This is a genomic window from Devosia sp. A449 (assembly GCF_054489375.1).
Window position 1 is genome coordinate 284423 of sequence record NZ_JBTMWU010000004.1, and the last position, 23606, is coordinate 308028.

A 23606-nucleotide genomic window follows, 5' to 3' on the forward strand; every position below is an offset into this window, starting at 1 on the left:
CCTGCGCGCAAAGTGGCTGCCCCGCTTGTAGCAAGGGGGGGAGATCGGTCATAGCCCCTGCGTCGGCGCGGGAATGCTCGCCTGAGCGGTGGGCGGGGTGGTGGCGGTGCGTAGCGTTGCGGCCAGGCGGTTGGCGAGGTCGACGAGTTTGCGGGCGGCGCCTTGGGTCAGGCTGGGGGGGCGCTGGACCAGGTCTTCTTCGAGGGCTGGATCGGTGTCGGCAACCACCACCGGTGTGATGGCGAAATCGACGCCGAACACCGGCTTGATGTCGATATTGGTGTGGGCATAGGCCATGAATTTCTGGAAGGCGATGGCCGGCAGGGTGCCGCCGGTGAGGTTGTTGGTGGCGTGGTAATCGTCATTGCCGAACCAGACGGCGGCGACGTAATTGCCGGTAAAGCCGCAGAACCAGGCGTCGCGATAGGATGATGTGGTGCCCGATTTGCCAAGCACGGGCACGCCGGGCACATCGCCGCGCCGGCCGGTGCCGCCGGTGACCACGCCGCGCAGCATGGAGTTCATGTTGGCGACGGTGGTTTCGCTCAACACCCGTTCGCGCGGCGCATCGGGATCGGCTTCATAGACCAGCTCGCCGCCCAGCGTGGTCATGCGGGTAATGCCGAAGGCCGGGGTTTTGTAGCCGTGATTGGCCAGCACGGCATAGGACGAGGTCATGTCCAGCACCGACACCGAGGCGACGCCCAGAGCCAGCGAGCGGGTGACCGGATAGTCGGCCTGCAGGCCCATGCGGTGGCTGAGCGCGGCGATGGGCTCGCGGCCGGTCTTGATCGACAGGGTTACCGGCACAGTATTGAGCGACTGGGCGAAGGCACTGGCCAGGGTCACGGTGCCCTTGTAGTTGCGGCCATAATTCTGCGGGCACCAGTCGCCGATGCAGACCGGGCGGTCGGTGATCATGTCAGTCGGGGTAAGGCCGAGCTGTTCGAAGGCTTCGGAGTAAACGAAAATCTTGTAGGCCGAGCCGGGCTGGCGGGTGGAGACGATGGCGCGGTTGAACTGGCTCTTGCCGTAATCGGTGCCGCCGACCATGGCACGGATGGCGCCGACCGTGTCGGTGACCACCATGGCGGCCTGGCTGACGTCATATTGTTCGCCCTGTTCCAGCACGGTTGAGACCACTGCCTCTTCGGCATATTTTTGCAGCGTGGTGTCGATGGTGGTGCGGACGACGAAATTGTTCGACGCGTGATTGTGGCTTTCGATCAGGCGCTTGGACTGTTCGAAGGCCCAATCGAGAAAGTAGTTCGGCGAATTGGCATCGGCGGCGCGGCTGACCGGGGTCGCCGGATGGCGGCGGGCGGCGGTGACCTGACCTTCGGTGAGGAAACCGGCCGCGACCATGTTGGACAGCACCAGATTGGCGCGGCCGCGCGCGGCGGCGAGGTCAACATGCGGTGCGTAGCGGGTCGGAGCCTTGAACAGGCCGGACAGCATGGCGGCTTCGGCCAGGTTGATGTCCTGCACCTTTTTGTCGAAATAATAGTCCGAGGCGGCGACGACGCCGAAATTGCCGCCGCCCATATAGGCGCGGTCAAAATACAGCTTGAGGATGTCATCCTTGGTGTAGTGCCACTCCAGCCAGACCGCGAGAAACGCTTCGATGATCTTGCGTTCCAGCGTTCTTTCCGAGGAGAGGAACAGGTTCTTGGCCAGCTGCTGGGTGATTGAGGAGCCGCCCTGGGTGGAATTGTCGCCAGCGGCATTGCTCATCAGCGCGCGCAGGGTGCCGACCACGTCAATGCCGAAATGGTCATAAAAACGCCGGTCTTCGGTGGCCAGGGTAGCCTTGATCAGATAGTCGGGCATGTCGGCCAGCGCCACGGTATCGTCGGAGCGAATGCCGCGCCGGCCGATCTCGGTGCCGAAGCGATCAAGGAAGACGACTGAATAATCTTCTGCCTTGTTGAACTCGCCCGAAGCGGTGGCGTCAAAGGCCGGCAGGGCCAGCGCCGTCATCAGCACGCAGCCGATGGCCAAGAATGAGAAGCCGTCGCTAACCAGTTCCACGAACAGGCGTTTAATGCCGGCAACGTGAAAGATCGACATGAAGTCCTGAAAGCGGGTATAGCCTCGACCGAGCGCCTGCCAGAATTCGTAGAGCGAAGAATCAAGCCAAGCGTCGGCCGCCAGCATGCTGGAGGATTTCTTGCGCTTTTCTTTGGTATAGAACGGATCCTGCACCAGTCGTCCTCAGCTCACCTTGGCGGACTGTTGTCCGCCGCCAGCGATCAACGCAACAGCATCGCTGGAATATGATTGCTCCTGGATGCCGGCAAGGGCATTCCGGCAACAGACTTACCAGCAGCGAGTTAAGATGGCCTTTTGGGACGAAAAAACCCTCGAAGAAATGACCACCGCGGAGTGGGAATCCCTTTGCGACGGTTGCGGCCGTTGCTGCCTGATCAAACTCGAGGATGAAGACACCGGAATTCTGATCACCTCGGACGTGCGTTGCCAGTTGCTCGACGGCGATACCTGCGGTTGCACCGACTATCCCAACCGCCAGGCCAAGGTGCCCGACTGCATCAAGCTGACGCCGCAGAATGTGCGCGAAATCCCCTGGATCCCCACCACCTGCGCCTATCGCCGCATCGCCGAGGGCAAGGGCCTGGCCTGGTGGCACCCGCTGGTGTCGGGCGATCCGCAAACCGTGATCGATGTCGGCGTCTCGGCCCGGGGCCGGACCTTTGCCGAACAGGACGTGGCGCCCGGCGAATGGGAGAACCACGCGGTCGACTGGCCCGAATGGGAACCGCCCGAGAAGCTCTAGGAGCGAACGAAGGCCAGTAGCGGCGCGAAATCGTGCTGGTCGGCGGCGCGCAAGGCAGCCAGATAGGCCTGCCGGGTAGCGCTGGGCAGGTCGATGCTGTGGCGACCCCAGGTGAAAGCCTCGACGCCGAGCTGGCGGCAGAGCAAATCCGCCGCCAGGCGCGTGTGCCGGCCATTGCCGTTGGTGAATGGATGGATCGACACCAGGCCATGGTGGAAGCGGGTCGCCAGCTCATCGGGGCCATAGGTGTTGTGGGCGAGCCAATAATCCATATCGTCCAGAAACTGCCGCAGCCGGACTGGGATGTCGTGGGCCAGGGCGCCAATATTGGTTTCGACACGCCGCCATTTTCCGGCCCAGGACCAGACCTCGCCGAACATGCGCTGATGCAGGCGGGCGAGGTAGGGTTCGCTGGTCAAGGCCATACGGCTGCGCAGCGCCCAGGCGCGCCCGGCCAGGATATTGGCTTGCTCGGCCGCGTTAAGGTCTTGCCGGGTGATGATCCAGCTCTGGCGCAGTCCCTTTTGATCCTCGGGGGCGAGGGGTGTCGATCCTTCGGGGCCGGCAAAAATGTCGGTCACGGCTGTCGCCAAAGATCGCGTTCGGAGATGTGGTCCTCGATATAGTCGTCGACCTGCTGCCGGAGCGGGGCGGCGACCTGCTGATCTTCCAGCGCCATGCTGTGCGACACGCCGGTTATGGCGGCGGCGGCCAAGCTCTCGGCGCGCCGCTGCACCATGGCCTCCAAGGAAGTGTTGGGGACCAGCGCATAGACCAGGGTGCAATCCATGGCCTGGCCGACGCGCCGAAGCGTCGCCAGGGTAATGGTGCCGGCAGCCTCGCTTTTCTCCATGTCATCAAGCGACTGCGAGCGTACGCCGAGTCGGTCGCCGAGCTGGGCAGATGACAGACCCAGCGCGTCTCTGAGGGCGCGTATCCAGCCCTTGGGCGGGGGCTGATACTGAGTGGCGGGCTGCAATGCCGCCAGTTTCTGGTCCAGACTGAGGCGGGCTCGGTGAAGCCTGCGGTTCCAAGCCATTTCTGCTCCTTGCCAGGCTATGACCTGGTTTTTATGCGTTACTTGCCAGGTTATAACCTGTCATTTAATCTATCGTTACCAGGTTATGGCCTGGTTTTATAGCTTGAACATCAGGCCATGGCCTCGTTCAGGAGCTTCGCATTGGGTCTTGTTTGGGATGCCGCAGCTCTAGGTCTTTACACGGCATTAACCATGTTGTGGCCAGATCGGGCGGTGCGTGAGCCCAGGATAGGCGGCAACATGACCGATATCGCGACTGCCAAAGACTCAAGTGAACATTTCTGGGCCCGCGTGCGCGTGGCGCTGGGGGCGATGCGTCCTGTGCGACAGGAGCGAGTGCCGGCTTATGGGCAGGCGGCAATTGCCCGCTCCATCGGCATGAAGCCCCGGCTGGGTGCGCGGATCGACGAGGAACTGGCGCTGGGCTGGCGGTTGGCGGCGGGTCGCAATGTCTCGATGAGCCTGCTGGTGATCGAGGTCGATCGCTTCGCCGATTATTTTACCGCCTATGGCCGCGCCGTGACCGATGATTGCCTGCTCTCGGTGCTGGGGGCGATCAAGGCGACGCTGCCGCGCGAGACCGACACCTGTTTGCGGATGGGGCGGAGCAGCTTTGTCATCGTGCTGCCGGACCTGCCGGTGCTGATGGCGCGGGCTACCGCCGCCAAGATCGCCGATGCAGTGAAGGCACTGTCGCTGGCGCATAAGGAAAGTCATGCCGGTATCGTCACCATCAGCCAGGGGCTGGCGGTGATCAATCCAGAGGGTCATTACGACCGCAAGTTTTTCGAAGCCGCCGCCGAAGCGCTGAAAAAGGCGCAGCGCAAGGGCATGAGCCGGATCGAAGGCGTCGATTTGCGCCCGACGCAGAAGCGGCGCAAGGCGGCTTAGGCACCCACCCCTTCCTTCTCCCCTTGTGGGAGAAGGTGCCCCGAAGGGGCGGATGAGGGGGCGTTTCCACAAGCATCTATGCATGGGCGGGCGCAGGACCCCTCACCCTGGATTTCTGCTGAACGCAGAAATCCTGTCCCTCTCCCACAAGGGGCGAGGGGAGGGCCGGTGGGTGGGGCGAGGTCTGAACACAGACGGCCGGGGCGGCGGAGGCCGCCGCCTGTTGCCAGTCTTCCCCTGACCCACTAAGACAGCCGTCCTTTGCGCGCCGTTGGGCGCGGTCCCCATTATGGATGGCATGCCATGACCCTTGTTTGCGGCCTCGACTTTGGCACGTCCAATTCCACCTTTGCCCGGCTCGATGACGCCGGCGTGCCGCAATTGCTGGCGCTGGAGGATGGCCGGCAGACGCTGCCCAGCGTGATCTTTTTCGGCTTTGAGGATGACACCGTCCATTTCGGCCGGCAGGCGGTGGCGGAATATGTCAGCGGCGCCGATGGGCGGCTGATGCGCTCGCTCAAAAGCGTGCTGGGCACGGCGCTGATCGGGGACACCACGCGGGTCAAGGCGCGCAGCTATGGCTTTGTCGAGATTTTGGGCATGTTCATCGCCGAGATGAAGCGCCGGGCCGAGACCGAATTGGGCGGCGTGGTGGATAGCGTGGTCTGCGGCCGGCCGGTGCATTTTGTCGATGATGATACGGTAGCGGACCGGGCCGCGCAGGATCAGCTGGAAGGCGCGGTGCGGGCGCAGGGGTTTCGCCACATCGATTTTCAGTTCGAGCCGATTGCCGCCGCGCTGGACTATGAGCGGCAGGTGACGAGCGAGAGGCTGGCGCTGATTGTCGATCTGGGTGGTGGTACGTCGGATTTTTCGGTGGTGCGGGTGTCGCCGGAGCGGGCCCGTGCGGCGGAGCGCGGCGGCGATATTCTGGCGACGGCGGGTGTGCATGTCGGCGGGACGGACTTTGACCGGCTGCTGTCGATGGCCAAGGTGATGCCGGAGCTGGGGCTGGGCACGCGCACGCTGGACGGCAAGCGGCATCTGCCGGTGGCGCCGTATTATGATTTGTCGACCTGGCACCGGATCAACCGGCTCTATACGGCGCAGACCCTGCGCGATTTGCGCGGCACCAAGCGCGAGGCGCAGGCGCCGGGGCGGGTGGAGCTGATGATGGAGCTGATCGAGGATCGACTGGGGCATCGGCTGGTCGGCGCGGTGGAAGCGGCCAAGATTGCGCTGTCGGATGCGGATGCGACGGAATTTGTGTTTCCGGTGCGGGACCGGCGGATCGAGACGGCAATGAGCATCGCGGATTTGACCGAGGCGCTGCGGCTGGCGGTGGGGCGGATCGAGGCGACGATTGGGGAAGCGCTGACGCGGGCAGGGGTGACGGCGGGGGATATCGACAGTTTGATTTTGACGGGGGGCTCGACGCAGGTGCCGGCGATTGCCGGGCGGTTGCGGGCGCTGTTTCCAGAGGCGGAGCTGGTGCGGACCGATGTGCTGGGGAGCGTGGGGCTCGGGCTGGCGTTGGATGCGAAGCGGAAGTTTGGGTGAGGGAAAATCTCGCCCCAAACACGGTGTCACCCCGGCGAAAGCCGGGGCCCATCCTGAGATCGCGCGGGTGACTCCATCTCAAGATGGGTCCCGGCTCAAGGCCGGGATGACATCGGGGGTGTGGCGGCGTTGGGGACGATTGCGGGATCATCCCTTCCAAGCCCGAGGGTGACGGGCGGTGGTGGGGTGACGATCTATGGTCGTCCACCAAAAAACTTATCCATCTTATCCCCGCGTCACGGTGATGGGGTATAGTTCAGGCATGGTCGGGAAATTGGGTCAGGTGGTGGCAAGCCACCGACCCACAGACGAGCCGGGGCCTTTCATGACAGCGTTAAAATCTGCCGACACCCGCGACTGGGTGGAGATTCGGCGTGCCTATGAGCAGAGTATTGAAACGCTGGTGCAGATCTGCCTGCGCTTCGGCATCACCAAGGGCGCGCTGGAATATCGCTGCCGCAAGGAGCGTTGGATTTCGCGGCAGGCGAGCCTGGCCAAGCGGAAGGATTCGACGATGGCGCGGCTGTTCGCCGTGCTGGAAAAGCAGGTGACCAAGCTGGGCAATGCCAGCGGCGACACATTGGGCGACAAGGAGGCACAGCAATTGACGGAACTGATCAAGAATTTCGACAAGATGGCCAGCATGGCCGGCAATGAGGTGAAGGCAGAAATGGTGCCGCAGAAGCGCGACATGCGCGATCTGCGCGACAAGCTGGCCAAGCGCATTGATCAATATAAGCGCCGCTGACGGGAAGACCCAGGTCGAGGCCCTGTCCGAGGCAGCAGTGGTGGACATGTTCTACGACTGGAACCGCTGGGCCTATGAGCAGCAGAAAGAGCCCGAGGGCGACTGGACGACCTGGCTGTTTCTCGGTGGGCGGGGCTGCGGCAAGACCCGCACCGGCGCCGAATGGGTGCGCGGGCTGGCAGCGCAGAAGATTTCGCCCATCGCGCTGGTGGGCGAAACCATGAGTGAAGCGCTCGCCATCATGGTGCGGGGCGAGAGCGGGATTTTTGCCGTCTGCGACGTGGATGAGCGGCCTTTGTTGAAGGGCCAGCAGTTGATCTGGCCCAATGGGGTGGAGGCGACTTTGATGTCGGCCTCCGATCCGGATCGGTTTCGCGGGCCGCAATTTGCCGCCGCCTGGTGTGACGAGCTGGAGCTATTGGCGGGCGACAATGCCGGGGCCAAGGGGATGGGCCAGCAACAGGAGGATGTGGTCGGCGCCAGCTTTGCCGTGGCATTTTGCGAGGGCGAAGTGCGGCGGCTGGGGCGGATCTGGGCCGACGGGCAGTTGCTCGATACCGAGGGACTGACGCTGCGGTTTTATCGCGGCACGGAGGACCAGTTGCCCGATGGGCTGATCGAGGCGACGCAGGGCGAAGCGCCGGCCTATCGCGGGCTGTGTTATTTGGTGGTCGAGCAATTGCCCCTCAACCGGTTTGGTAACCGGATACCGCAGCTATCGGTGGAATTGTGCCGGGTGGTGGGGGAGCTCGAGCCCAATATTCGGGCGGTGACGGTGATCCCGGGGGCGACTGAATTTGGCTATGACCCCAGTCCGCGCGTGCGGCTGGTGGGGCCGGGGCAGACCGTGGGTAAAAATACCCATGTGTCGGCGAGTGTGAGCGACTGGACTGCGTCGATCGATGAGCTGGTGGCGCTGTGCCCGAACCTTGAACATGTGGCGCTGGTGGTGGCCTGGTTCGGTGATGATCTGCGCTGCGGGCACTGCGCCATCGGGCCGCGTGTCGAGGCGGCGGAGCGCGATGTGCTGGGCGCGCCGTGGAGCGTGATGGGGCTGGGGCGCGGAAATGTGCCGGTGGTGTCGCAGCATGGCGGCGGGGCGGCTTATGGCGGCACGCCATCGGACGCGTCAGTGCTGGCGGCGATTGCCGATCTCAAGTCGCGCGGGCTCAAGGTGACGCTCTACCCGCTGGTGATGATGGATGTACCGGGCGGCAATGGACTGCCGGACCCGTATGGCGGGGCCGAGCAGGCGGCTTATCCCTGGCGTGGGCGCATCACCTGTCATCCGGCGCCGGGGCGGGCGGGATCGCCGGATCAAACGGCGGCAGCAGCGGCGCAGGTGGCGGGTTTGTGCCGGGCTATCGGCAGATGGTGCTGCATTATGCCGAGGTGGCCAAGGCGAGTGGGGTCGATACGCTGATCATCGGCTCGGAAATGGTCGGGCTGACGAATGTGCGCGGGGCGGGCAACAGCTTTCCGTTCGTGACGGCGCTGGTGGGGCTGGCGGGCGAGGTGCGGGCCATTGTCGGGGCGGGCATGGTGCTGACCTATGCCGCCGATTGGAGCGAATATTCGGGCTATCAGCCGGGCGGTGGGGAGAAGTTTTTCCATCTCGATCCGCTCTGGGCCTCGCCGCATATCGATGCGGTGGGGATCGACAATTACATGCCGCTGGCCGATTGGCGCGATGGGCAGGGCCATGCGGATGCCGGGCTGTCGGCGAGCGGCTACGACCTTGATTATCTGGCCGGCAATGTGGCGGGCGGCGAAGGGTTTGACTGGTATTATGCCAGCGATGCCGACCGGCAGGCACAGGCGCGCAGCCCGATCAGCGACGGCGCTTATGGCGAGCCGTGGGTGTGGCGCTACAAGGATATTCGCAGCTGGTGGAGCCGGGCGCATCACAACCGGCCCGGTGGGGTGCGGCAGGCGAGCCCGACGGCGTGGGTGCCGGGCAGCAAGCCGGTCATCTTCACCGAACTCGGCTGCGGGGCCGTCGATAAGGGGGCCAACCAGCCCAATATTTTTGGCGACCCCAAAAGCGCCGAAGGTGGGCGTCCGTATTTTTCGAGCGGCACGCCTGACCCGCTGATCCAGCGGCAGGTGTTGCGGGCGCATCAGGCGTGGTGGCGCGATCCCCAGAACAATCCGCCGGGCATGGTGGATGTGAGCCGCATCTATCACTGGACCTGGGACGCGCGGCCCTATCCGGCATTTCCGGCGCTCACGGCAGTGTGGGCCGATGGGCCGAACCATCGCAATGGGCACTGGCTGACCGGGCGGTTGGGCGGGCTGGCGAGTGACGAATTGGCGGTGGCGATTGCGACCGATCATGGCGTGGCGCTGAGCGCCGAGCCGGCGGCGCCTTTCGCCAGCGGATTGGTCCTGGGCAGTGCGACGACGGCGCGGGAGGCGCTGGAACCGCTGCTGGGGGCAACGGGGCTGAGCCTGCGCAATCGGGTGGCTGGGCTGCATCTGGGTATGGCGCGGCGCGGTACGGCGGTGACGCTGGCGGCGGATGGGCTGGCGGCGGGGGAGGCGGCGACGCTGACACGGCGGCGGGTCGATCCGGCGGAGGCGCCGGGACGGCTGGCGCTGAGCTATCTCGACCGTGAGCGGGACTATCTGACCGGCACGGTGACGGCGCTGAGCCATGCGGATGGCCCGTTGGTGGGCGAGAGCACGGCGCTGACGCTGGACGGCTCGGGCGCGCGGCTGGCGGCCGAACGGCTGCTCGATGGGCGGAATGCAAGGCGCGAAACGCTGGATTTCAGCCTGCCACCGGCGGCGTTGGAGCTGGAGCCGGGCGATCTGGTGGAGATCGAGGGTCAGGCGGAGGGGCCGTTCGAAATTGCCGAAATTCGTGACGGGCTGGCGCGGCGGGTGACGGCGCGCAGCCTGCCGGCGGGCCATGCGGTGGCGACCGGGATTGATCGGCCGCTGGCAGCGGGTGGCGGGCCGATGGTGCGGTCGCTGCCGGTGGTGACGCTGGCGCATCTGCCGCCACTACCGGGCGATTTTGCCCGGTCGCGGCTGGTGGTGGGCACTTATGCGCAGCCCTGGCCGGGCAGCGTGCAACTGGTCGATGACGTGACTGGCGCGACACTGGCGGAGCTGGGGCGGCGGGCTGTGCTTGGCAGCGTGGTGAGTGCGCTGCGGCCGGGTCCGGCTGCGGTATGGGACGTGGGCGACGGGTTTGAGGTGAGCCTGGTGGCGGGCCATCTGGCTTCGGCGGAAAAGTTGGCGGTGCTGGCGGGCAGCAATCGGCTGGCGGTGGAAACTGACGCGGGCGACTGGGAGGTTTTGGGCTTTGCCGAGGCCGAACTGGTGGCGGCGGGGCGCTATCGGCTGCGGCAGTTACTGCGCGGGCTGGAGGGGACCGGACCGGCCATCGGCATGGTATCGCCGGGGCGGCGGGTGATGCTGCTGGATGCGCGGACGCTGGCCTTGCCGGTGGAGCCGGGCTGGCTGGGCGAGGCGCGCGGCTTTCGCGTCTATGCCGGTGGAGCGGATATTGAGGGTGTGGCGCTTTCGCTGGTAACCGGCGTGGCGCCGGCTTTGCCACTGTCGCCGGTGCATCTGCGGGCGCGGCGGAATGGGGGTAGCGATATTGCCCTCGACTGGGTGCGGCGCAGTCTGGGCGATGGCGACGGCTGGGGCGTGGCGGAAAGCCCGATGGAGCCGGTACCCGAGCGCTGTCAAATGGTGATTTTTGACGGGGCGACGGCGCTGCGGACGCTCGACGTGACGGCGCCGACGGCCGTGTACACCGCTGCCGATCAGGTGACGGATTTCGGCGTGACGCCGGCGGCGTTCGCCTTCACGGTGAGCCAGCTCAGCCCGGTGCTGGGCGCTGGTCATGTCGCAAGGGGAGAGTTTCATGGCTAGAATCCGGTTCGATATTTGCCTCGACGAGGTGCTGCGGCACGAGGGCGGCTATGCCGACCATCCTGCCGACCCCGGTGGGGCAACCAATCTGGGCATCACCCACAAGACGCTGGCGCGCTGGCGCCAGGTGTCGCCGTGGTGGGAGCTGCCCAAAAGCGCGGTGAAGGATTTGCAGCGCCCTGAAGCGGCGCGGATTTATCGCGCCAGTTACTGGGATCGTTGCCGGGCCGACCAACTGCCGCCGGGGCTTGATCTGGCGCTGTTCGATTTCGCCGTCAATTCCGGGCCGGATCGGGCCATCCGTATGCTGCAAACTGAGCTGGGTGTGGTCGCCGATGGTCAGATCGGGCCGCTGACGCTGGCGGCGGTTGGGGCCTATGGCAGGCGCAAGGGGGTCGGTGTGCTGATCGGCGCGCTGTGCGACCGGCGGCTCGGTTTTCTCAATCGGCTGACGAGTTTCGCCGTGTTCGGCAAGGGCTGGACCGCGCGCGTCGCGTCGGTTCGCCGGACCGCGATGGGCATGGCTGGTACGGCAAACCCGGCCGTCAAACCTCTCAACTGGAGTGACATCATGGACTTTCTCAACGGCTACAAGACCTACATCGTCGCCGCATTCATGCTGCTGGCCGGGTTGGCGCAGATGGTGGGCATCGACCTGCCGGCGCTCGACGGCGCCTCGGCCGGGCATCTGATCATGGAAGCGCTGGCGGTACTGTTCCTGCGCAAGGGATTGAAGGGCGATATCGGGCGGGCGTGAGGACCCGCCTTGCATCACAGCTCCGCGTACCCGATATTGCGGGTACGCCATTTTAAAGGGGCTGAAGTGAAGCACGCGTCGATTGTTGTTCGAGCTCAATGGGACAGCGAGGCTCTGGTGTGGGTCGCGTCCAGCACGGATATCGACGGTCTCAGCGTTGAGGCCGACACGATTGAAGCACTTAACGTCAAGGTCCTTGCCGCGATCACTGATCTGATCGAACTCAACGGCATCGACTCCGAGCTGGCCGAAATCCCGGTGCATCTGCTGGCTGAGCAGTTTTCGCGCCTGCCCAACCCTTCCTACTAGCCGTGGCGGGCTTTCTGCGTGAGTTGAAAGCCCTGCTCATCGCCGCCGGATGTTATTTTGTCAGGCAGGGGCGCGGTGATCATGAGATCTGGTATAGCCCGGTGACGAAACGATACTTCACCATCGACTCCGGCACCAAGTCGCGGCATACGGCGAACGAAACGCTGAAGCAGGCCGGGCTTCCGAAGGGTTTTTGACCGCTTTGCCTCATTCATGTCCCATTCAGCAACGTCGCTCTAGGTTGCTCTCATGAAAACCTTGATCATGAAATCCCTTGCCCCGATCGCCGTGGCGCTGGCCTTGGGGCTGGCCGCGACGGGATCGGCCTATGCGCAGGCCTGCCTCGACAAGCGCGAGATTCAGGATGCGGTGTCCTCTGGTCAGATCATGTCGCTCGATGCGGTGCTGGCCTCGGCCGGCGTCGATGGCAATGCCGACATCCTCTCGGTTCAGGTATGTGACGAAGGCGGCAGGCTCGTCTATGTTATTGGCGTACTGAGCCCCGATGGGGACGCACAGAACCTGGTTCTGAGCGCGCAGTAACCGACAGCGCAGCCAAGGGGCCAGCATGCGTATTCTCGTGGTCGAAGACGACACCAATCTCAATCGACAGCTCAAGGACGCGCTGACGGATGCCGGCTATGCGGTCGACGTGGCGTTCGATGGCGAGGAAGGCCACTTTCTCGGCGATACCGAACCCTATGACGCCATAGTGCTCGATATCGGCTTGCCGCAAATGGACGGGCTGTCGGTGCTCGAAGAGTGGCGGCGCGCCGGCAAGACCACGCCGGTGCTGCTGCTGACGGCGCGCGACCGCTGGAGCGACAAGGTGCAGGGCATCGACGCCGGCGCCGACGATTATGTCGCCAAGCCCTTCCACATGGAAGAAGTGCTGGCTCGTATCCGCGCTCTGGTACGGCGCGCGGCGGGGCTGGCCTCCAATGAAATTGTTGCCGGGGCGGTGCGGCTTGATGCGCGCTCGGGCAAGGTGACGGTCGATGGCCAGTCGGTGAAACTGACCAGCCACGAACTGCGCCTGCTGAGCTATCTGATGCATCACAAGGGCAAAGTGATTTCGCGCACGGAACTGACCGAGCATCTCTACGATCAGGATTTCGACCGCGACAGCAACACCATCGAGGTGTTTGTCGGCCGCCTGCGTAAGAAGCTGCCGGACGACTGTATCCAGACCGTACGCGGGCTGGGCTATCAGATCGCGGAAGATTAGGGCGGTCGCAGCGAGTGCGTAAGGGCTCCATCGCCGCGTCGCTGTTCTGGCTTTCCGCCGGCTGGCTGGTGCTGGCGCTGGTGGCGACCGGCTTTCTGCTGACCGATCTCTATTCGCGGGCGCTCGACAACTCGCTGGCGCAGACGCTGGATTTCCATGTCGAAAGCCTCGCCGGCGCCTTGCTGGAAACAGGCGATCCGCTGAGCGACGAGATCGTGCTGAGCGATCCGCGCTTCGACCGTCCGCGCTCGGGCTGGTATTGGGCGATCCGCGATGCCGATGGCACGCTGTATAATCTGTCAACCTCGGTGGTCGGCATCGATCTGCCGCCATTGACCAGTGCCGGCGATGGCCGGGGCCGCCGCACCGGCATCATGGACGACGCTTTCGGCACCAGGCTCCGCGTCGTGGAGCGGGCGGTGACGCTGGCACCGACCACCTACCAGATCGTGGTTTCCGGCAATCTCAGCGAAATTCTGGAGCAGGTCGGTGAGTTTCGCGGCCAGGCCTTCGTCGTGCTGGGCGCGGTGGGGGTGATGCTGGCCATCATGAGCGGCATTGTCGCCCGTTTCGCCATGCGGCCCATCGCCCGCTTGAGTGCCGCCATCGAGAGCGTGCGCGAAGGCGAAAGCGTCGCTTTGACCGGCACCTATCCCCGCGAAATTGCTCCACTGGCCGAAGAGGTCAACGAATTGCTGCGCTCCAATGCGCAGATCATCGAGCGGGCGCGCAATCAGGTCGGCAATCTGGCGCATGGGCTCAAGACGCCCATAGCCGTGCTGCGCAATGAGGCCGCGAGCAAAAAGGGCGCGCTGGCCGGCGTGGTGCTGTCCGAGAGCGAGAAGATGAGCACCATGGTGTCCACCTATCTCGAGCGGGCGCGGCTGGCGGCCCGTACCTCGGTGGTGGGCAAAAAATCCGACGCGAGCCTGATCCTGCAGCGGCTGACGCGGGTGATGGGCAAGATCCATCCCGAGGTCAATGTCGCCTTCCAGCAGCCCGATGTCGCTTTGCCCTGGTTCCGCGGCGATGAGGCGGATCTGGAGGAAATGGCGGGCAATCTGCTCGATAATGCCTGCAAATGGTCCGGCGGGCAGGTGGAGGTGCGATTGTCCAGCGAGCGGGGCGAGATCGGCACCATGCTGTTGATCCGCATCGACGATAACGGGCCGGGGCTGACCGACGAAGACGCCGACAAAGTGTTGCGCCGCGGTGTCAGGCTGGACGAGAAAACGCCCGGCACCGGCTTGGGGCTCGATATCGTCAAGGAACTGGTAGATGTGTATGGCGGCAGCCTGGCCTTGAAGCGTTCAGCGCTGGGCGGGCTATCGGCGGAATTGCGCCTGCCCACGGCGCGGCTCGGCAACTTGGCGCGGCCCAATGCAACCTGACGCACTTTCGCCGCATTACGACAACATGAGCTTTTCAACGACCACGAGATTGCACAATATGAACCGTATCGCCCTTCTTGCTACGCCGCTGCTTGCCCTGACCCTGGCTGCTTGTTCCAGCACTGGTCCGACCCAGGTGGCGCAGGCGCCCGTGGTGGCGACTCCGGTGATCACCCAGCCGCTGGTGGCGACGCCGGCGCAGACCACGCAGCAGGCCCTGCTGACCACCAGCGTGGCCAATGGCTTTGTCGATGCGGCCGCCTTGCGGGTGATGACGCCCAAGGATTCGGCGGAAGCCAATAGCGCGCAGTTCTATGCGCTGCAGTTCGGCCGCCCCGGCGCGCCGCGCCAGTGGGCCGGCGACAAGGGCACCACAGGCACTGTCGCGGTCGGCCCCTATGTCCGCGTCAACAATCTCGATTGCCGGGACTTTACCCACACGGTCAAGGCCGGTGGCCAGGACTATGTGAAAAAGGGCACCGCCTGCCGCGAGCAGAACGGCAATTGGGCAGTGGTGCAGGGCGCCGCCTGACCGCAATAGCCGTTGCTGCAGATAAGGATTGTTTACCAACGCAGGTTAGGTTTGGACAGAAGACTTGTCCAAACCCACTGCGTTAATGTCCCAAGCTGCCAATCAGAGTGAACCGACGGCCTCCGCCGCAACCCGCCGCGGCGTCCGTGCGGCGGCACGGCCGTTTGCCGGCATCATCGATCCGGTGCTGGTCGAGGAGCCCGTGCCGTTTTCTTTTGCCGGCTCGGTCGCCCGTTCCCATGCTGATGCGGGCTGGACCTGGGTCACCCGCGACCTCTGCCCCGATCTGATCCCTGAAGCGGCTGTGGCCGCGGGTAGTTTCTCGGCAGCGGACCTCGAGGCTGTCATGCCCGAGGTACTGACGCGGATGCGCAACGGGCTGGCTATTGCTACCGCCGATCCGGAAAAAGATCGTCGCCTGCGCGCCACTTTGGGCAGCAGCGAAGCCCGCGATGCCCTGCCGGTCATGATCCTGGCGCTGCGTAGCCGCGCTCTGCTGATCAAGGCGCGCGCCTTTGGCAAGGCCGTCAACACTATCGCCGAGGACGGCGCGCTGGGCACCGCCTTGCAATCCATGCCGTTGCAGGACCCGCCGCTGGCGGCTCTGCTGTTCCACGCAGCGGTCGGCCAGATCGCCAATCCCACCCGGCTCATCACCACCATCATCAAGCTGGCGGGCAACGCCACCGAAGCGGCCGTGATCCGGCTGGGTTTCAGCCCGGTGGTCGACGCCATTCTGGCGCAGGCGCAGAACCAGTTGCATGTGCTCCAGCCGATGGGGCCATTTGCCGATATTGATCTGGTATGCCGCAGCCTCGACCGCTTTCACCGGCTGGTGCGCTCGCTGACCGGCTATATCGAAGTCGCCCGCGGCAGCCGCTGGGCGACGGTGCTGTCGGCGGTGACCAAGCAGGTTTCCGACCGGATCGAGCCGCGTTTGCGCGATGTCGTCGCCGATCTCAATCAGGCCATGCGCCGGGGCCGCGAAGGCAGCGACCGGCTCGATGATGACCGGATTTTGGCGGCCATTAATGGCGTCTATCTGCTGGCAACGGTGCGCGAATGCCGGGATTCGCTGGCGCTGAATGCCGTGTTTGAACAGGCCTGGAGCCAGGTCGGGCAGGCGCTGGAAGTCCACCTCCAGCGCAATCTCGACCTGATACGGCAGCATCCGAATGATCCGGTGATCGGCGCACGGCTCGATGCCGGCATCAAGATGGCCGAAATACGGTTCAATCCCGAATATGCCGACACGCTGCGCCGGGCCCGGGTGGCCGCTGAGCGGCGGAGTTAACGCTCCCCCAACATCTTACCCACGAAAATTCTCAATCAACTTTATAGCGATGGCGCGGCCGGGTTCACGTAGGCTGGCGTGTTGTCCGGCCGATCCCCGCACTAGAGCGATGGTTTTGTCACCGATGATGCGGACCACGACGCCGATGGCGCTGAGTGGGTCGGTCTCGTCAGCATTGGCGTAGATCAGTGCGCCCACTTCGAGCAGCCGCGCCTCATCGGGAGCGATGACAAACAGCTGGGCCTCGGCGTGGCGGCCGGTGAGGAAGCTGGGCGGCAGGGGCAGGGGGATGGCCGGGCCGCATCGGGGCTCGGCGTCGTCGCCGGTGATCACCACCATGGCGACGCGCTCCTGCGCTACGATGCCAGCGCTGGCCGCAGGAATGGCGCCGAGCTGCACGCCAGCGGCGATATCGGCGATATCGAGCGGCTGCGGCGTGTCGGCCAGTGACCAGCCGGCGGGTTTGGGCGCAAAGGGCAGCCAAGCGGGCCGCCGCGAGACGATGCTGCGGGGGCGCTCGATATAGCGCCGGCCGGCATCGAGGAAAACCGGCTGTTCCGTCTCGTCGGGCACCGCGCCAATGGCGGCGGGCGCATCGGGTGTTTCATAAATTGGATCGATCAGCACATCCTCAACCGGGAGGCGGTCGCGCTCGAGCAGGGCATCGACCGCATCGCCGCCGCTGGCCAGGCAGGCGCGGCGGCTGAGCCAACCGGCGGCACTGCCGGCGAGCGCGATGCCCGCTGGACCCTGGCGCGGTTGCAGGCTGGCGTGACCAGCATCCCAGGCGCTTTCGCCGCCCGCCATGTGCCACAGGGTCAAATCGGGCTGCCAGCCGCCACAGACCACCAGCCGGTCAACGCTCAATTCAGGTTCCGCGCGGGTAAACGCGTCCAGCGCCAGCTCTGGGGTGATGACGAGGCCGGCGCCTTTGGCGGCGGGTGCGGCTGTTGCCACGATGGTGCCAGCCGCCTGGGTGATGCCATAGGCCTTGGCGAATTCGATGAAGCGCGATTGCGGGCGGGGGCGGGAATCGATGATGCGCGGCACGGTGACGCCCGCGTCGGTGGCCAGCATCGCTAGCCGATAGGTGGGACTGCTGCTGGTGGCAATCAGGGCCGAACGGCCGGGCCACACACCATAGAGCTGTGCCAGCTCAAACGCTTCCAATGCGCCGACCACACCGGGCAGCCGATTGCCCGGAAATAGCGGCAGGCGCTCCAGCGCCCCGGTGGCCAGCACGATGCGCGGCGCGGCGATGTCGATGACCCGGCCGCTCGGCATCCCATCGCGCATGTCTACCTGATGCAACCGCACCACACCGGGCCGCAGGGCAAACACTTCGGCGCTGGTCAGCACTGTGATGGCGTCGGTCTGGCTGATTGCGGCGCGCTGTCGGGTGATGGTCTGGTCGGGGGTCTCTTCGCCATCCTGGGTGCCGAACAGGCGGGACTTGCCGCCGAGCTGCGGCGCGGCCTCGACCAGCACGACGCGCAGGCCGCGTTTGGCGGCGGCCAGCGCCGCTGCCATGCCGGCCACTCCACCCCCAACCACCACCAGATCGGCCGCGGGTCCGGGCTCGCCGGCTTGGCCCAACCATGGATGCGCCAGCGCATCGGGCCGGTCGAGGTCCAGCCCCAATGACCGCACACGGCCACGCAGCAGGCGCGCGATGGGATTGCGCCTCAGTTGACGGGCGGTGGTGACATAGTCGGCGTCGTCGGTAGCCGGGGTCCGCTCCATCGGGAGGGCGCGCTGCTGGTCGCCGGCCAGCGCGGCGAAACTGATGGTCGGCGCATGGCGGGCTGACAGGGCGAGCGCCGCATGGTCGCGGCGGCCAATCGTGTCGATGCCGGCGGCGAGCAGGGCGCTGAGCACCGTATCGCCGGCAAACCCGGCAATGCTGCGCCCGTTGAGGCGAAACTGCAGCGGACGTGTACGGTCGATGACGCTGCCCTGCAGCAGATGATTGGCGTCGGTGCCAAGCCGATGGGGCTGGTCCGTCATGCGGCGACCCCGCATTCGGCCACTGTTGCGGCGGTGGCGTCGCGGTCGACCAGGCGGGCGCCGAGCCAGGCATTTTCCGCTGCGTTGGCCGTGCCGCAAAGCCAGCGGGCAATGGCCGGGGCAAGGAAGGCGCCGCTGGGGCCGAACCCGGCCAGCACATCCGGGCCGCTACCGCCAACACGGCCGACGGCCGGCGCCGCATCACTGGTGACGATGGTTTCGTAGCTCGATTGGCCGGCCTGGCGGAAATCCCGCTCGCGCCCCAGCAACAGGCCCAGCGCCGTGGCAAAGGGATCGATCGCGCCGGGGCCAAGGGCGGCGATGCCGTGCTTGCCCTGCTGCTGCATCAGCAGTAGGCCGGTATCGAGCTGCTGCATCACCGGCGCGGCAATCGGCCGGGTGGGTTCGGTGAAAATCGTGCTGGTCAGCTGCCGTGTCAGCAATGCCGGCCATTGCGCCATGGGCAGATGAGCGATGATCGCTGGGTCGTCGGCCAGCACGGTCTGGGTGATCTCGATGGGGTCATGGCCGCCCACCAGGGCGGCGCTGCCATCCGCCCGAAGTTGCAGGGCTTCGCCCGTCACAACGCGCCGCACACCGTGCTGATAAAGCCATTGGTCGAGCCCAGCCTCCAGCGTCGGCCGATGCAGCAGCACCGCGTCGCGCAGCAGCACACCGTGGCGGCCGGGGCCGATGGCGCTGGGCGGCACGCGTTCGGCAGCGTGGCCGAAGGCGAGCGCCATGTGACGGAAGTGAGCTAGCGCCTCCTTGCCGGGGGCCGCTTCGGCGAACAGGATCGGATCGATGCGCGACCAGGCGCGGCGCCCGCCAATGCGCGACAGCAGCTTGAGGCTTTCGGGGAGGCTGGCCTTGAGCAGCGCCCAGCTTTCCGGCCGGGTTATCGCCGCGACCGAGAGGTCGATGCCGCGCGGCAGGCGATAGGCCGATTGGCTCTCGCCGGCGAAGACCACGCTCTTGCCATGCACCGACGCCAGCAGCCCCGCGACCAGCCGGGCCTGGGGCGTCGATCCGATAATGGCAAAGTCGGCGTGGGTCCCACTCATGCCCCGATGGTGGCCTGTGGCAATGCGTCCGCCTCGCAAATGCGTGTTTCGATGGTTTTTTGCCCCGTTGCGCTTATAGATGAGGCTTCCTTGCCGCGAGCCGGCGTCAAGCGTCCAGGGCCCATGATTTTCTGGTTCATTGCCATCGCCGTTACCGTCATAGCATGCGCTGCACTTTTTTACGCAGCGGGCTGGCGTGCGGTCAACGTAAGCATCCCCGAATTGGACGATGCCAACAGTCATTTTCGCCTTGTGCTGGCCGGGATCGACGCCGATGTGGCGGCGGGCAAGCTCGGCGCTGCTGAAGCCGAGGCGGCGCGGGGCGAACTGGCCCGCGAAATCCTCCGACTCAAAGCCGAGGCCGGGCGTGTCGTCCGCAGCGGGCCGGATTTCGGTCGGACATCGCTGCTGGTCGGGCTGGTAGGCGTCGCCGCGCTGGCACTGGGCCTCTATGCCTGGCTGGGCAGCCCGCAATTGCCGAGCCAGCCGCTGGCCGGTCGCGCGGTAGCGGTCGAGCAGAGCTTCGATCTCGACGCGGCCATTGCCCGGATCGAGACGGAGCTTGCCGCCAATCCGGATGATTTGCGCGGCTGGACAGTGGTTGCCCCGGCCTATCTCGATATGGGCCGCTATGCCGATGCGGCGCGGGCCTATCGCCGGATGATCGAACTGGGCGGCGCGACCCCCGATCTGCAGACCAGCCTCGCCGAGGCGCTGATGCTGGATGCCGATGGCGCCGGTTCGCCCGAGGCCATGCAATTGCTGCTTGCGGCGGCGGCAGCCGATCCCAACCATGTGCTGTCTCGTCTCTATATCGCTGCTGAGCTGACCCGCGCCGAGGACTTCCCGGCCGCCGTCACCGCGTGGCAGGCGGCGCTGGCGCTGTCCAAGGGCGATGAGCCCTGGCTGCAAGCGGCGCAGCAGGGGCTGGCCGTGGCGCAGAATGGCGGGGTTGCCCCGGCCAATGCGCAGGAAACCGAGATGATCACCCAGATGGTCGGCGGGCTTGCCGATCGCCTTGCCACGCAGGGCGGCAGCATTGAAGAATGGACGCAGTTGCTGCGGGCCTATCTGGTGCTGGGTGACACGGAACAGGCCCAGGCCGCCTATGACGACGCCGTCGCCGCTTATCCCAAGACCTTCGACCGGGGCGACATCAATGCGCTGGCGCTCGGCGCCGGCCTCACCCTCAATGGAGTGCAGCCATGACCATGCCCAATACTATTCGCAAGCAGGGCTGGTCGCGCAAGCAGAAGCGGCTGGGGCTGATTGCCGGGCTCGCACTGGTGCTGGCGCTGGCGACGACCTTGGTGCTGGTGGCGCTGCGCGACCAGATTGTGTTTTTCTATTCGCCATCCGATATCGCCGCCCGTGAAGTAGCAGCCGGTCAGCCGATCCGCCTTGGCGGACTGGTCAAGGATGGCAGCTGGGTGCGCGAAGGTCAGGACAACCACTTCGTGGTGACCGATGGGGCGCAGGACGTGGCCGCCCGCTACACCGGCATTCTGCCCGATCTGTTCCGCGAGGGGCAGGGCGTGGTCGCCGAGGGGAGCCTGGGGCCCGACGGCAGCTTTACCGCCACCAATGTGCTGGCCAAGCATGACGAGAATTATGTCCCCAAGGAAGTCGTCGAGGCATTGAAGGCCAGCGGCGAATGGCGGCCGGAGACGGCGCAGTGAGCATCGAACTCGGCCATTTCGCCCTCATTCTTGCTTTTGCCATCGCCACTATTTCCATGGTTAGCGGTTACGCGTTCTGGCGCTCGGGGCAGCGCATTGCGCTGGTGCTGAGCCAGGCGGCCATCCTGCAATTTGTGCTGGTCGCAGTGGCCTTCGCGGCGCTGATCCAGGCTTTCGTCACCTCCGATTTCAGCCTGCTGCTGGCGGTGAATAATTCCCATTCGCTCAAGCCGCTGATTTTCAAGATCTCCGGGGTTTGGGGCAATCACGAGGGCTCGATGGTCCTGTGGATCCTCATCCTCGTGGCCTTTGGCGCCATGGTTGCGGCCTTCGGCCGGCGCCTGCCCAGCGATTTGCTGGCGCTGGTGCTGGCCACGCAAAGCCTGCTGACGGCGGCGTTTGCCGGTTTCACCCTGTTCACCTCCAATCCCTTTGCCCGGGTGTTTCCCGCGCCGATGCAGGGCAATGACCTCAATCCGGTGCTGCAGGATATCGGCCTCGCCATCCATCCGCCGCTGCTTTACGCCGGCTATGTCGGCTTCTCGATCTGCTTCTCCTTCGCCATCGCCGCGCTGATTTCGGGCCGCATCGATCAAGCCTGGGCGCGCTGGGTGCGGCCCTGGACCATGCTGAGCTGGACCTTGCTGACGCTGGGCATCGCCATGGGCTCCTACTGGGCCTATTACGAACTCGGCTGGGGCGGCTGGTGGTTCTGGGACCCGGTGGAAAATGCCAGCTTCATGCCCTGGCTGGCCGGCACGGCGCTGCTGCATTCGGCGCTGGTGATGGAAAAGCGCAATGCGCTCAAGATCTGGACGATCTTCCTGTCCATCATTACCTTCTCGCTGTCGTTGCTCGGCACCTTCCTGGTGCGCTCCGGCATCCTCACCTCAGTGCATACTTTCGCCAGTGATCCGACGCGCGGCATGGTGATTTTGGCGCTGCTGGCGTTGGTCATCGGCGGGGCGTTTTTCCTGTTCGCTTTCCGCGCCGCCGCATTGCGCCAGGGCGGCCTATTCCAGCCGGTCAGCCGCGAAGGCGCGCTGATCCTCAACAATCTGTTCCTCGCCACCGCCGTTGGCGCGGTGCTGGTGGGCACGCTCTATCCGCTGCTGCTCGATGCGCTGACCGGCACCACGATTTCGGTCGGTGCGCCCTTCTTTGATCTCACCTTCGGCGTGCTGATGGCGCCATTGCTTCTGGTGCTGCCGTTTGGGCCGCTGCTGGCGTGGAAGCGCGCCGATATTGTCGGCGCAGCGCAGCGTCTGATGGGGGCGGCGGCGCTGGCGCTGTTCGCCACCATCCTGATTTCCGCGCTGGGCGGCGTCTCCATCTCGCTGGCCCCGATTGGCCTGCTGCTCGGCTTCTGGGTGGCGTTTGGCGCCGTGGCTGAACTGATTGATCGCGGCAAAATCGGCCGCATCCCGCTCAGCGAAAGCGCCCGCCGGCTGATCGGCCTGCCGCGCTCGGCCTGGTCGACCGCCATCGCCCATTTCGGCGTTGGAGTCACCGTGCTCGGCATCGTGGCGACGACGGCGTGGGAAACCGAGCTGGTCACTACGCTCAATCCGGGCGAGATCGCCGAACTCTCTGGCTACAGCATCGCCTTCGATGATTTCCAGCAGGTTGCCGGCCCCAATTACGTCGCCGAAGAGGGGCGTTTCACCATCGTCTCGCCCGATGGCGGTACCCGCACCATGGTGGCCGACCGGCGCAATTATGTCGCCAGCGGCATGCCGACCACCGAAGCGGCCATCGAAACCTATGGCTTCTCCCAGCTCTATCTCCAGCTTGGCGAACCGCTGGCCGACACCCATGTCGTCCGCGTCTGGCACAAGCCCTACATCACCCTGATCTGGCTGGGCACGCTGCTGATGGCCTTTGCCGGCTTCTTGTCGCTGACCGACCGCAAGCGGCGCGTCGGCGCCCCGCGCCGGGCGGCCCGACCGGTCGCGGAGCCAGCACAATGATCTGGCTGCGCGCTTTCCTGCTGGTCTTGTGCCTGGCGTCTCCCGTCGCTGCGCTCAGCCCGGACGAAGTCCTGCCCGATCCGGTGCTCGAACAGCGCGCCCGCGACATCTCCGCCGGCCTGCGGTGCCTCGTCTGCCAGAATCAATCAATCGACGACAGCGACGCCGATCTGGCCAAGGACCTTCGCGTGTTGGTGCGCGAGCGACTGGTGGCTGGCGATAGCGACGAGGCAGTGCGACAATTCCTGGTCGATCGCTATGGCGAATATGTCCTGCTCAATCCGCGCCTCGGCGGCCACACCATCCTGCTCTGGATCGCCGCGCCGGTCTTGCTGCTGGGCGGACTGGGCACGCTGTTCGTGCTCGGTCGCCGCAAGCGGGTGGTCGATTCCGGCCTGAGTGCAGCCGAACAGGCGGCACTGGACGAGCTGAAGTAGCGCACGGCACTCTTT

General features: G+C 65.4%; 21 protein-coding genes and 2 pseudogenes. 18 read left to right on the forward strand and 5 right to left on the reverse strand.

Annotation, left to right across the window (positions count from 1 at the left end; all coding sequences use genetic code 11):
* Positions 1-48 precede the first annotated feature (48 nt).
* Entirely contained in the window at positions 49-2205 is a 2157-nt protein-coding gene (locus tag ACX3OW_RS13850) for a transglycosylase domain-containing protein (protein WP_459096376.1), read from the reverse strand.
* Between the two features lie 133 nt (positions 2206-2338).
* On the opposite strand from ACX3OW_RS13850, the gene ACX3OW_RS13855 reads away from it, so the two are divergent.
* Entirely contained in the window at positions 2339-2794 is a 456-nt protein-coding gene (locus ACX3OW_RS13855; protein ID WP_459096377.1) for a YcgN family cysteine cluster protein, read from the forward strand.
* On the opposite strand, the gene ACX3OW_RS13860 is transcribed toward ACX3OW_RS13855, so the two are convergent.
* Positions 2791-3375: a mobile mystery protein B gene (locus tag ACX3OW_RS13860; RefSeq protein WP_459096378.1), complete on the reverse strand. Its 585-nt coding sequence runs from the start codon at positions 3373-3375 to the stop codon at positions 2791-2793. The genes ACX3OW_RS13855 and ACX3OW_RS13860 overlap by 4 nt on opposite strands.
* A complete protein-coding gene (locus ACX3OW_RS13865; protein WP_459096379.1) occupies positions 3372-3833 on the reverse strand; it encodes a mobile mystery protein A in 462 nt (153 codons plus the stop codon). The genes ACX3OW_RS13860 and ACX3OW_RS13865 overlap by 4 nt, the downstream gene beginning before the upstream one ends.
* Before the next feature lie 240 nt (positions 3834-4073).
* Here ACX3OW_RS13865 and ACX3OW_RS13870 point away from each other — a divergent pair, with 240 nt between their 5' ends.
* From ACX3OW_RS13870 to ACX3OW_RS13930, 13 genes and pseudogenes are all read left to right on the forward strand, one after another.
* Complete coding sequence (locus ACX3OW_RS13870; protein ID WP_459096380.1) at positions 4074-4724, forward strand: diguanylate cyclase domain-containing protein; 651 nt, start codon at positions 4074-4076, stop codon at positions 4722-4724.
* 303 nt (positions 4725-5027) lie between these two features.
* Entirely contained in the window at positions 5028-6284 is a 1257-nt protein-coding gene (locus tag ACX3OW_RS13875; protein ID WP_459096381.1) for an Hsp70 family protein, read from the forward strand.
* 325 nt (positions 6285-6609) lie between these two features.
* Positions 6610-7032 carry a hypothetical protein gene (locus ACX3OW_RS13880; RefSeq protein ID WP_459096382.1) on the forward strand — a complete coding sequence of 141 codons (423 nt, stop codon included), beginning with the start codon at positions 6610-6612 and terminating at the stop codon, positions 7030-7032.
* Positions 7033-7078: 46 nt separating this feature from the next.
* Positions 7079-7432, forward strand: a pseudogene (locus ACX3OW_RS13885) (terminase large subunit domain-containing protein); the annotation flags it as partial.
* Positions 7433-7510: 78 nt separating this feature from the next.
* Positions 7511-10923: pseudogene (locus ACX3OW_RS13890) on the forward strand (baseplate multidomain protein megatron); the annotation flags it as partial.
* Entirely contained in the window at positions 10916-11680 is a 765-nt protein-coding gene (locus ACX3OW_RS13895) for a glycoside hydrolase family 108 protein (RefSeq protein WP_459096383.1), read from the forward strand. The pseudogene ACX3OW_RS13890 and the gene ACX3OW_RS13895, both read left to right, overlap by 8 nt.
* A 66-nt stretch (positions 11681-11746) precedes the next feature.
* On the forward strand, positions 11747-11989 hold the full coding sequence (locus ACX3OW_RS13900; protein WP_459096384.1) for a DUF1902 domain-containing protein: 243 nt from the start codon (positions 11747-11749) through the stop codon (positions 11987-11989).
* 2 nt (positions 11990-11991) lie between these two features.
* Positions 11992-12186: a type II toxin-antitoxin system HicA family toxin gene (locus tag ACX3OW_RS13905; RefSeq protein ID WP_459096385.1), complete on the forward strand. Its 195-nt coding sequence runs from the start codon at positions 11992-11994 to the stop codon at positions 12184-12186.
* 52 nt (positions 12187-12238) lie between these two features.
* Complete coding sequence (locus ACX3OW_RS13910; RefSeq protein ID WP_459096386.1) at positions 12239-12532, forward strand: PepSY domain-containing protein; 294 nt, start codon at positions 12239-12241, stop codon at positions 12530-12532.
* A gap of 25 nt (positions 12533-12557) precedes the next feature.
* On the forward strand, positions 12558-13217 hold the full coding sequence (locus ACX3OW_RS13915; protein ID WP_459096387.1) for a response regulator transcription factor: 660 nt from the start codon (positions 12558-12560) through the stop codon (positions 13215-13217).
* 14 nt (positions 13218-13231) lie between these two features.
* Positions 13232-14608 carry an ATP-binding protein gene (locus tag ACX3OW_RS13920; RefSeq protein ID WP_459096388.1) on the forward strand — a complete coding sequence of 459 codons (1377 nt, stop codon included), beginning with the start codon at positions 13232-13234 and terminating at the stop codon, positions 14606-14608.
* Complete coding sequence (locus tag ACX3OW_RS13925) at positions 14598-15140, forward strand: hypothetical protein (protein ID WP_459096389.1); 543 nt, start codon at positions 14598-14600, stop codon at positions 15138-15140. The genes ACX3OW_RS13920 and ACX3OW_RS13925 overlap by 11 nt, the downstream gene beginning before the upstream one ends.
* A 64-nt stretch (positions 15141-15204) precedes the next feature.
* Positions 15205-16434, forward strand: a complete 1230-nt coding sequence (locus ACX3OW_RS13930; protein ID WP_459096390.1) for a hypothetical protein — start codon at positions 15205-15207, stop codon at positions 16432-16434.
* Positions 16435-16449: 15 nt separating this feature from the next.
* Here the strand turns inward: ACX3OW_RS13930 and ACX3OW_RS13935 are convergent, their stop codons facing one another.
* Both ACX3OW_RS13935 and ACX3OW_RS13940 read right to left on the reverse strand, forming a co-directional pair.
* The gene (locus ACX3OW_RS13935) at positions 16450-18441 is read right to left on the reverse strand and encodes an FAD-dependent oxidoreductase (protein ID WP_459096391.1); all 1992 of its coding nucleotides are present in this window, start codon (positions 18439-18441) and stop codon (positions 16450-16452) included.
* Complete coding sequence (locus ACX3OW_RS13940) at positions 18438-19505, reverse strand: hypothetical protein (protein WP_459096392.1); 1068 nt, start codon at positions 19503-19505, stop codon at positions 18438-18440. The genes ACX3OW_RS13935 and ACX3OW_RS13940 overlap by 4 nt, the downstream gene beginning before the upstream one ends.
* A 123-nt stretch (positions 19506-19628) precedes the next feature.
* Here ACX3OW_RS13940 and ccmI point away from each other — a divergent pair, with 123 nt between their 5' ends.
* Genes ccmI through ACX3OW_RS13960 form a run of 4 tightly spaced genes read left to right on the forward strand, consistent with a single transcriptional unit; the run spans position 19629 to position 23591 of the window.
* Positions 19629-20714: a c-type cytochrome biogenesis protein CcmI gene (gene ccmI / locus ACX3OW_RS13945; protein WP_459096393.1), complete on the forward strand. Its 1086-nt coding sequence runs from the start codon at positions 19629-19631 to the stop codon at positions 20712-20714.
* Positions 20711-21184, forward strand: coding sequence for a cytochrome c maturation protein CcmE (gene ccmE, locus ACX3OW_RS13950; RefSeq protein ID WP_459096394.1), 474 nt, complete (start codon positions 20711-20713; stop codon positions 21182-21184). The genes ccmI and ccmE overlap by 4 nt, the downstream gene beginning before the upstream one ends.
* Positions 21181-23154 carry a heme lyase CcmF/NrfE family subunit gene (locus tag ACX3OW_RS13955; protein WP_459096395.1) on the forward strand — a complete coding sequence of 658 codons (1974 nt, stop codon included), beginning with the start codon at positions 21181-21183 and terminating at the stop codon, positions 23152-23154. Before ccmE ends, ACX3OW_RS13955 begins: the two co-directional genes overlap by 4 nt.
* Positions 23151-23591 carry a cytochrome c-type biogenesis protein gene (locus ACX3OW_RS13960; protein ID WP_459096396.1) on the forward strand — a complete coding sequence of 147 codons (441 nt, stop codon included), beginning with the start codon at positions 23151-23153 and terminating at the stop codon, positions 23589-23591. Before ACX3OW_RS13955 ends, ACX3OW_RS13960 begins: the two co-directional genes overlap by 4 nt.
* The last annotated feature ends 15 nt before the right edge of the window (positions 23592-23606 follow it).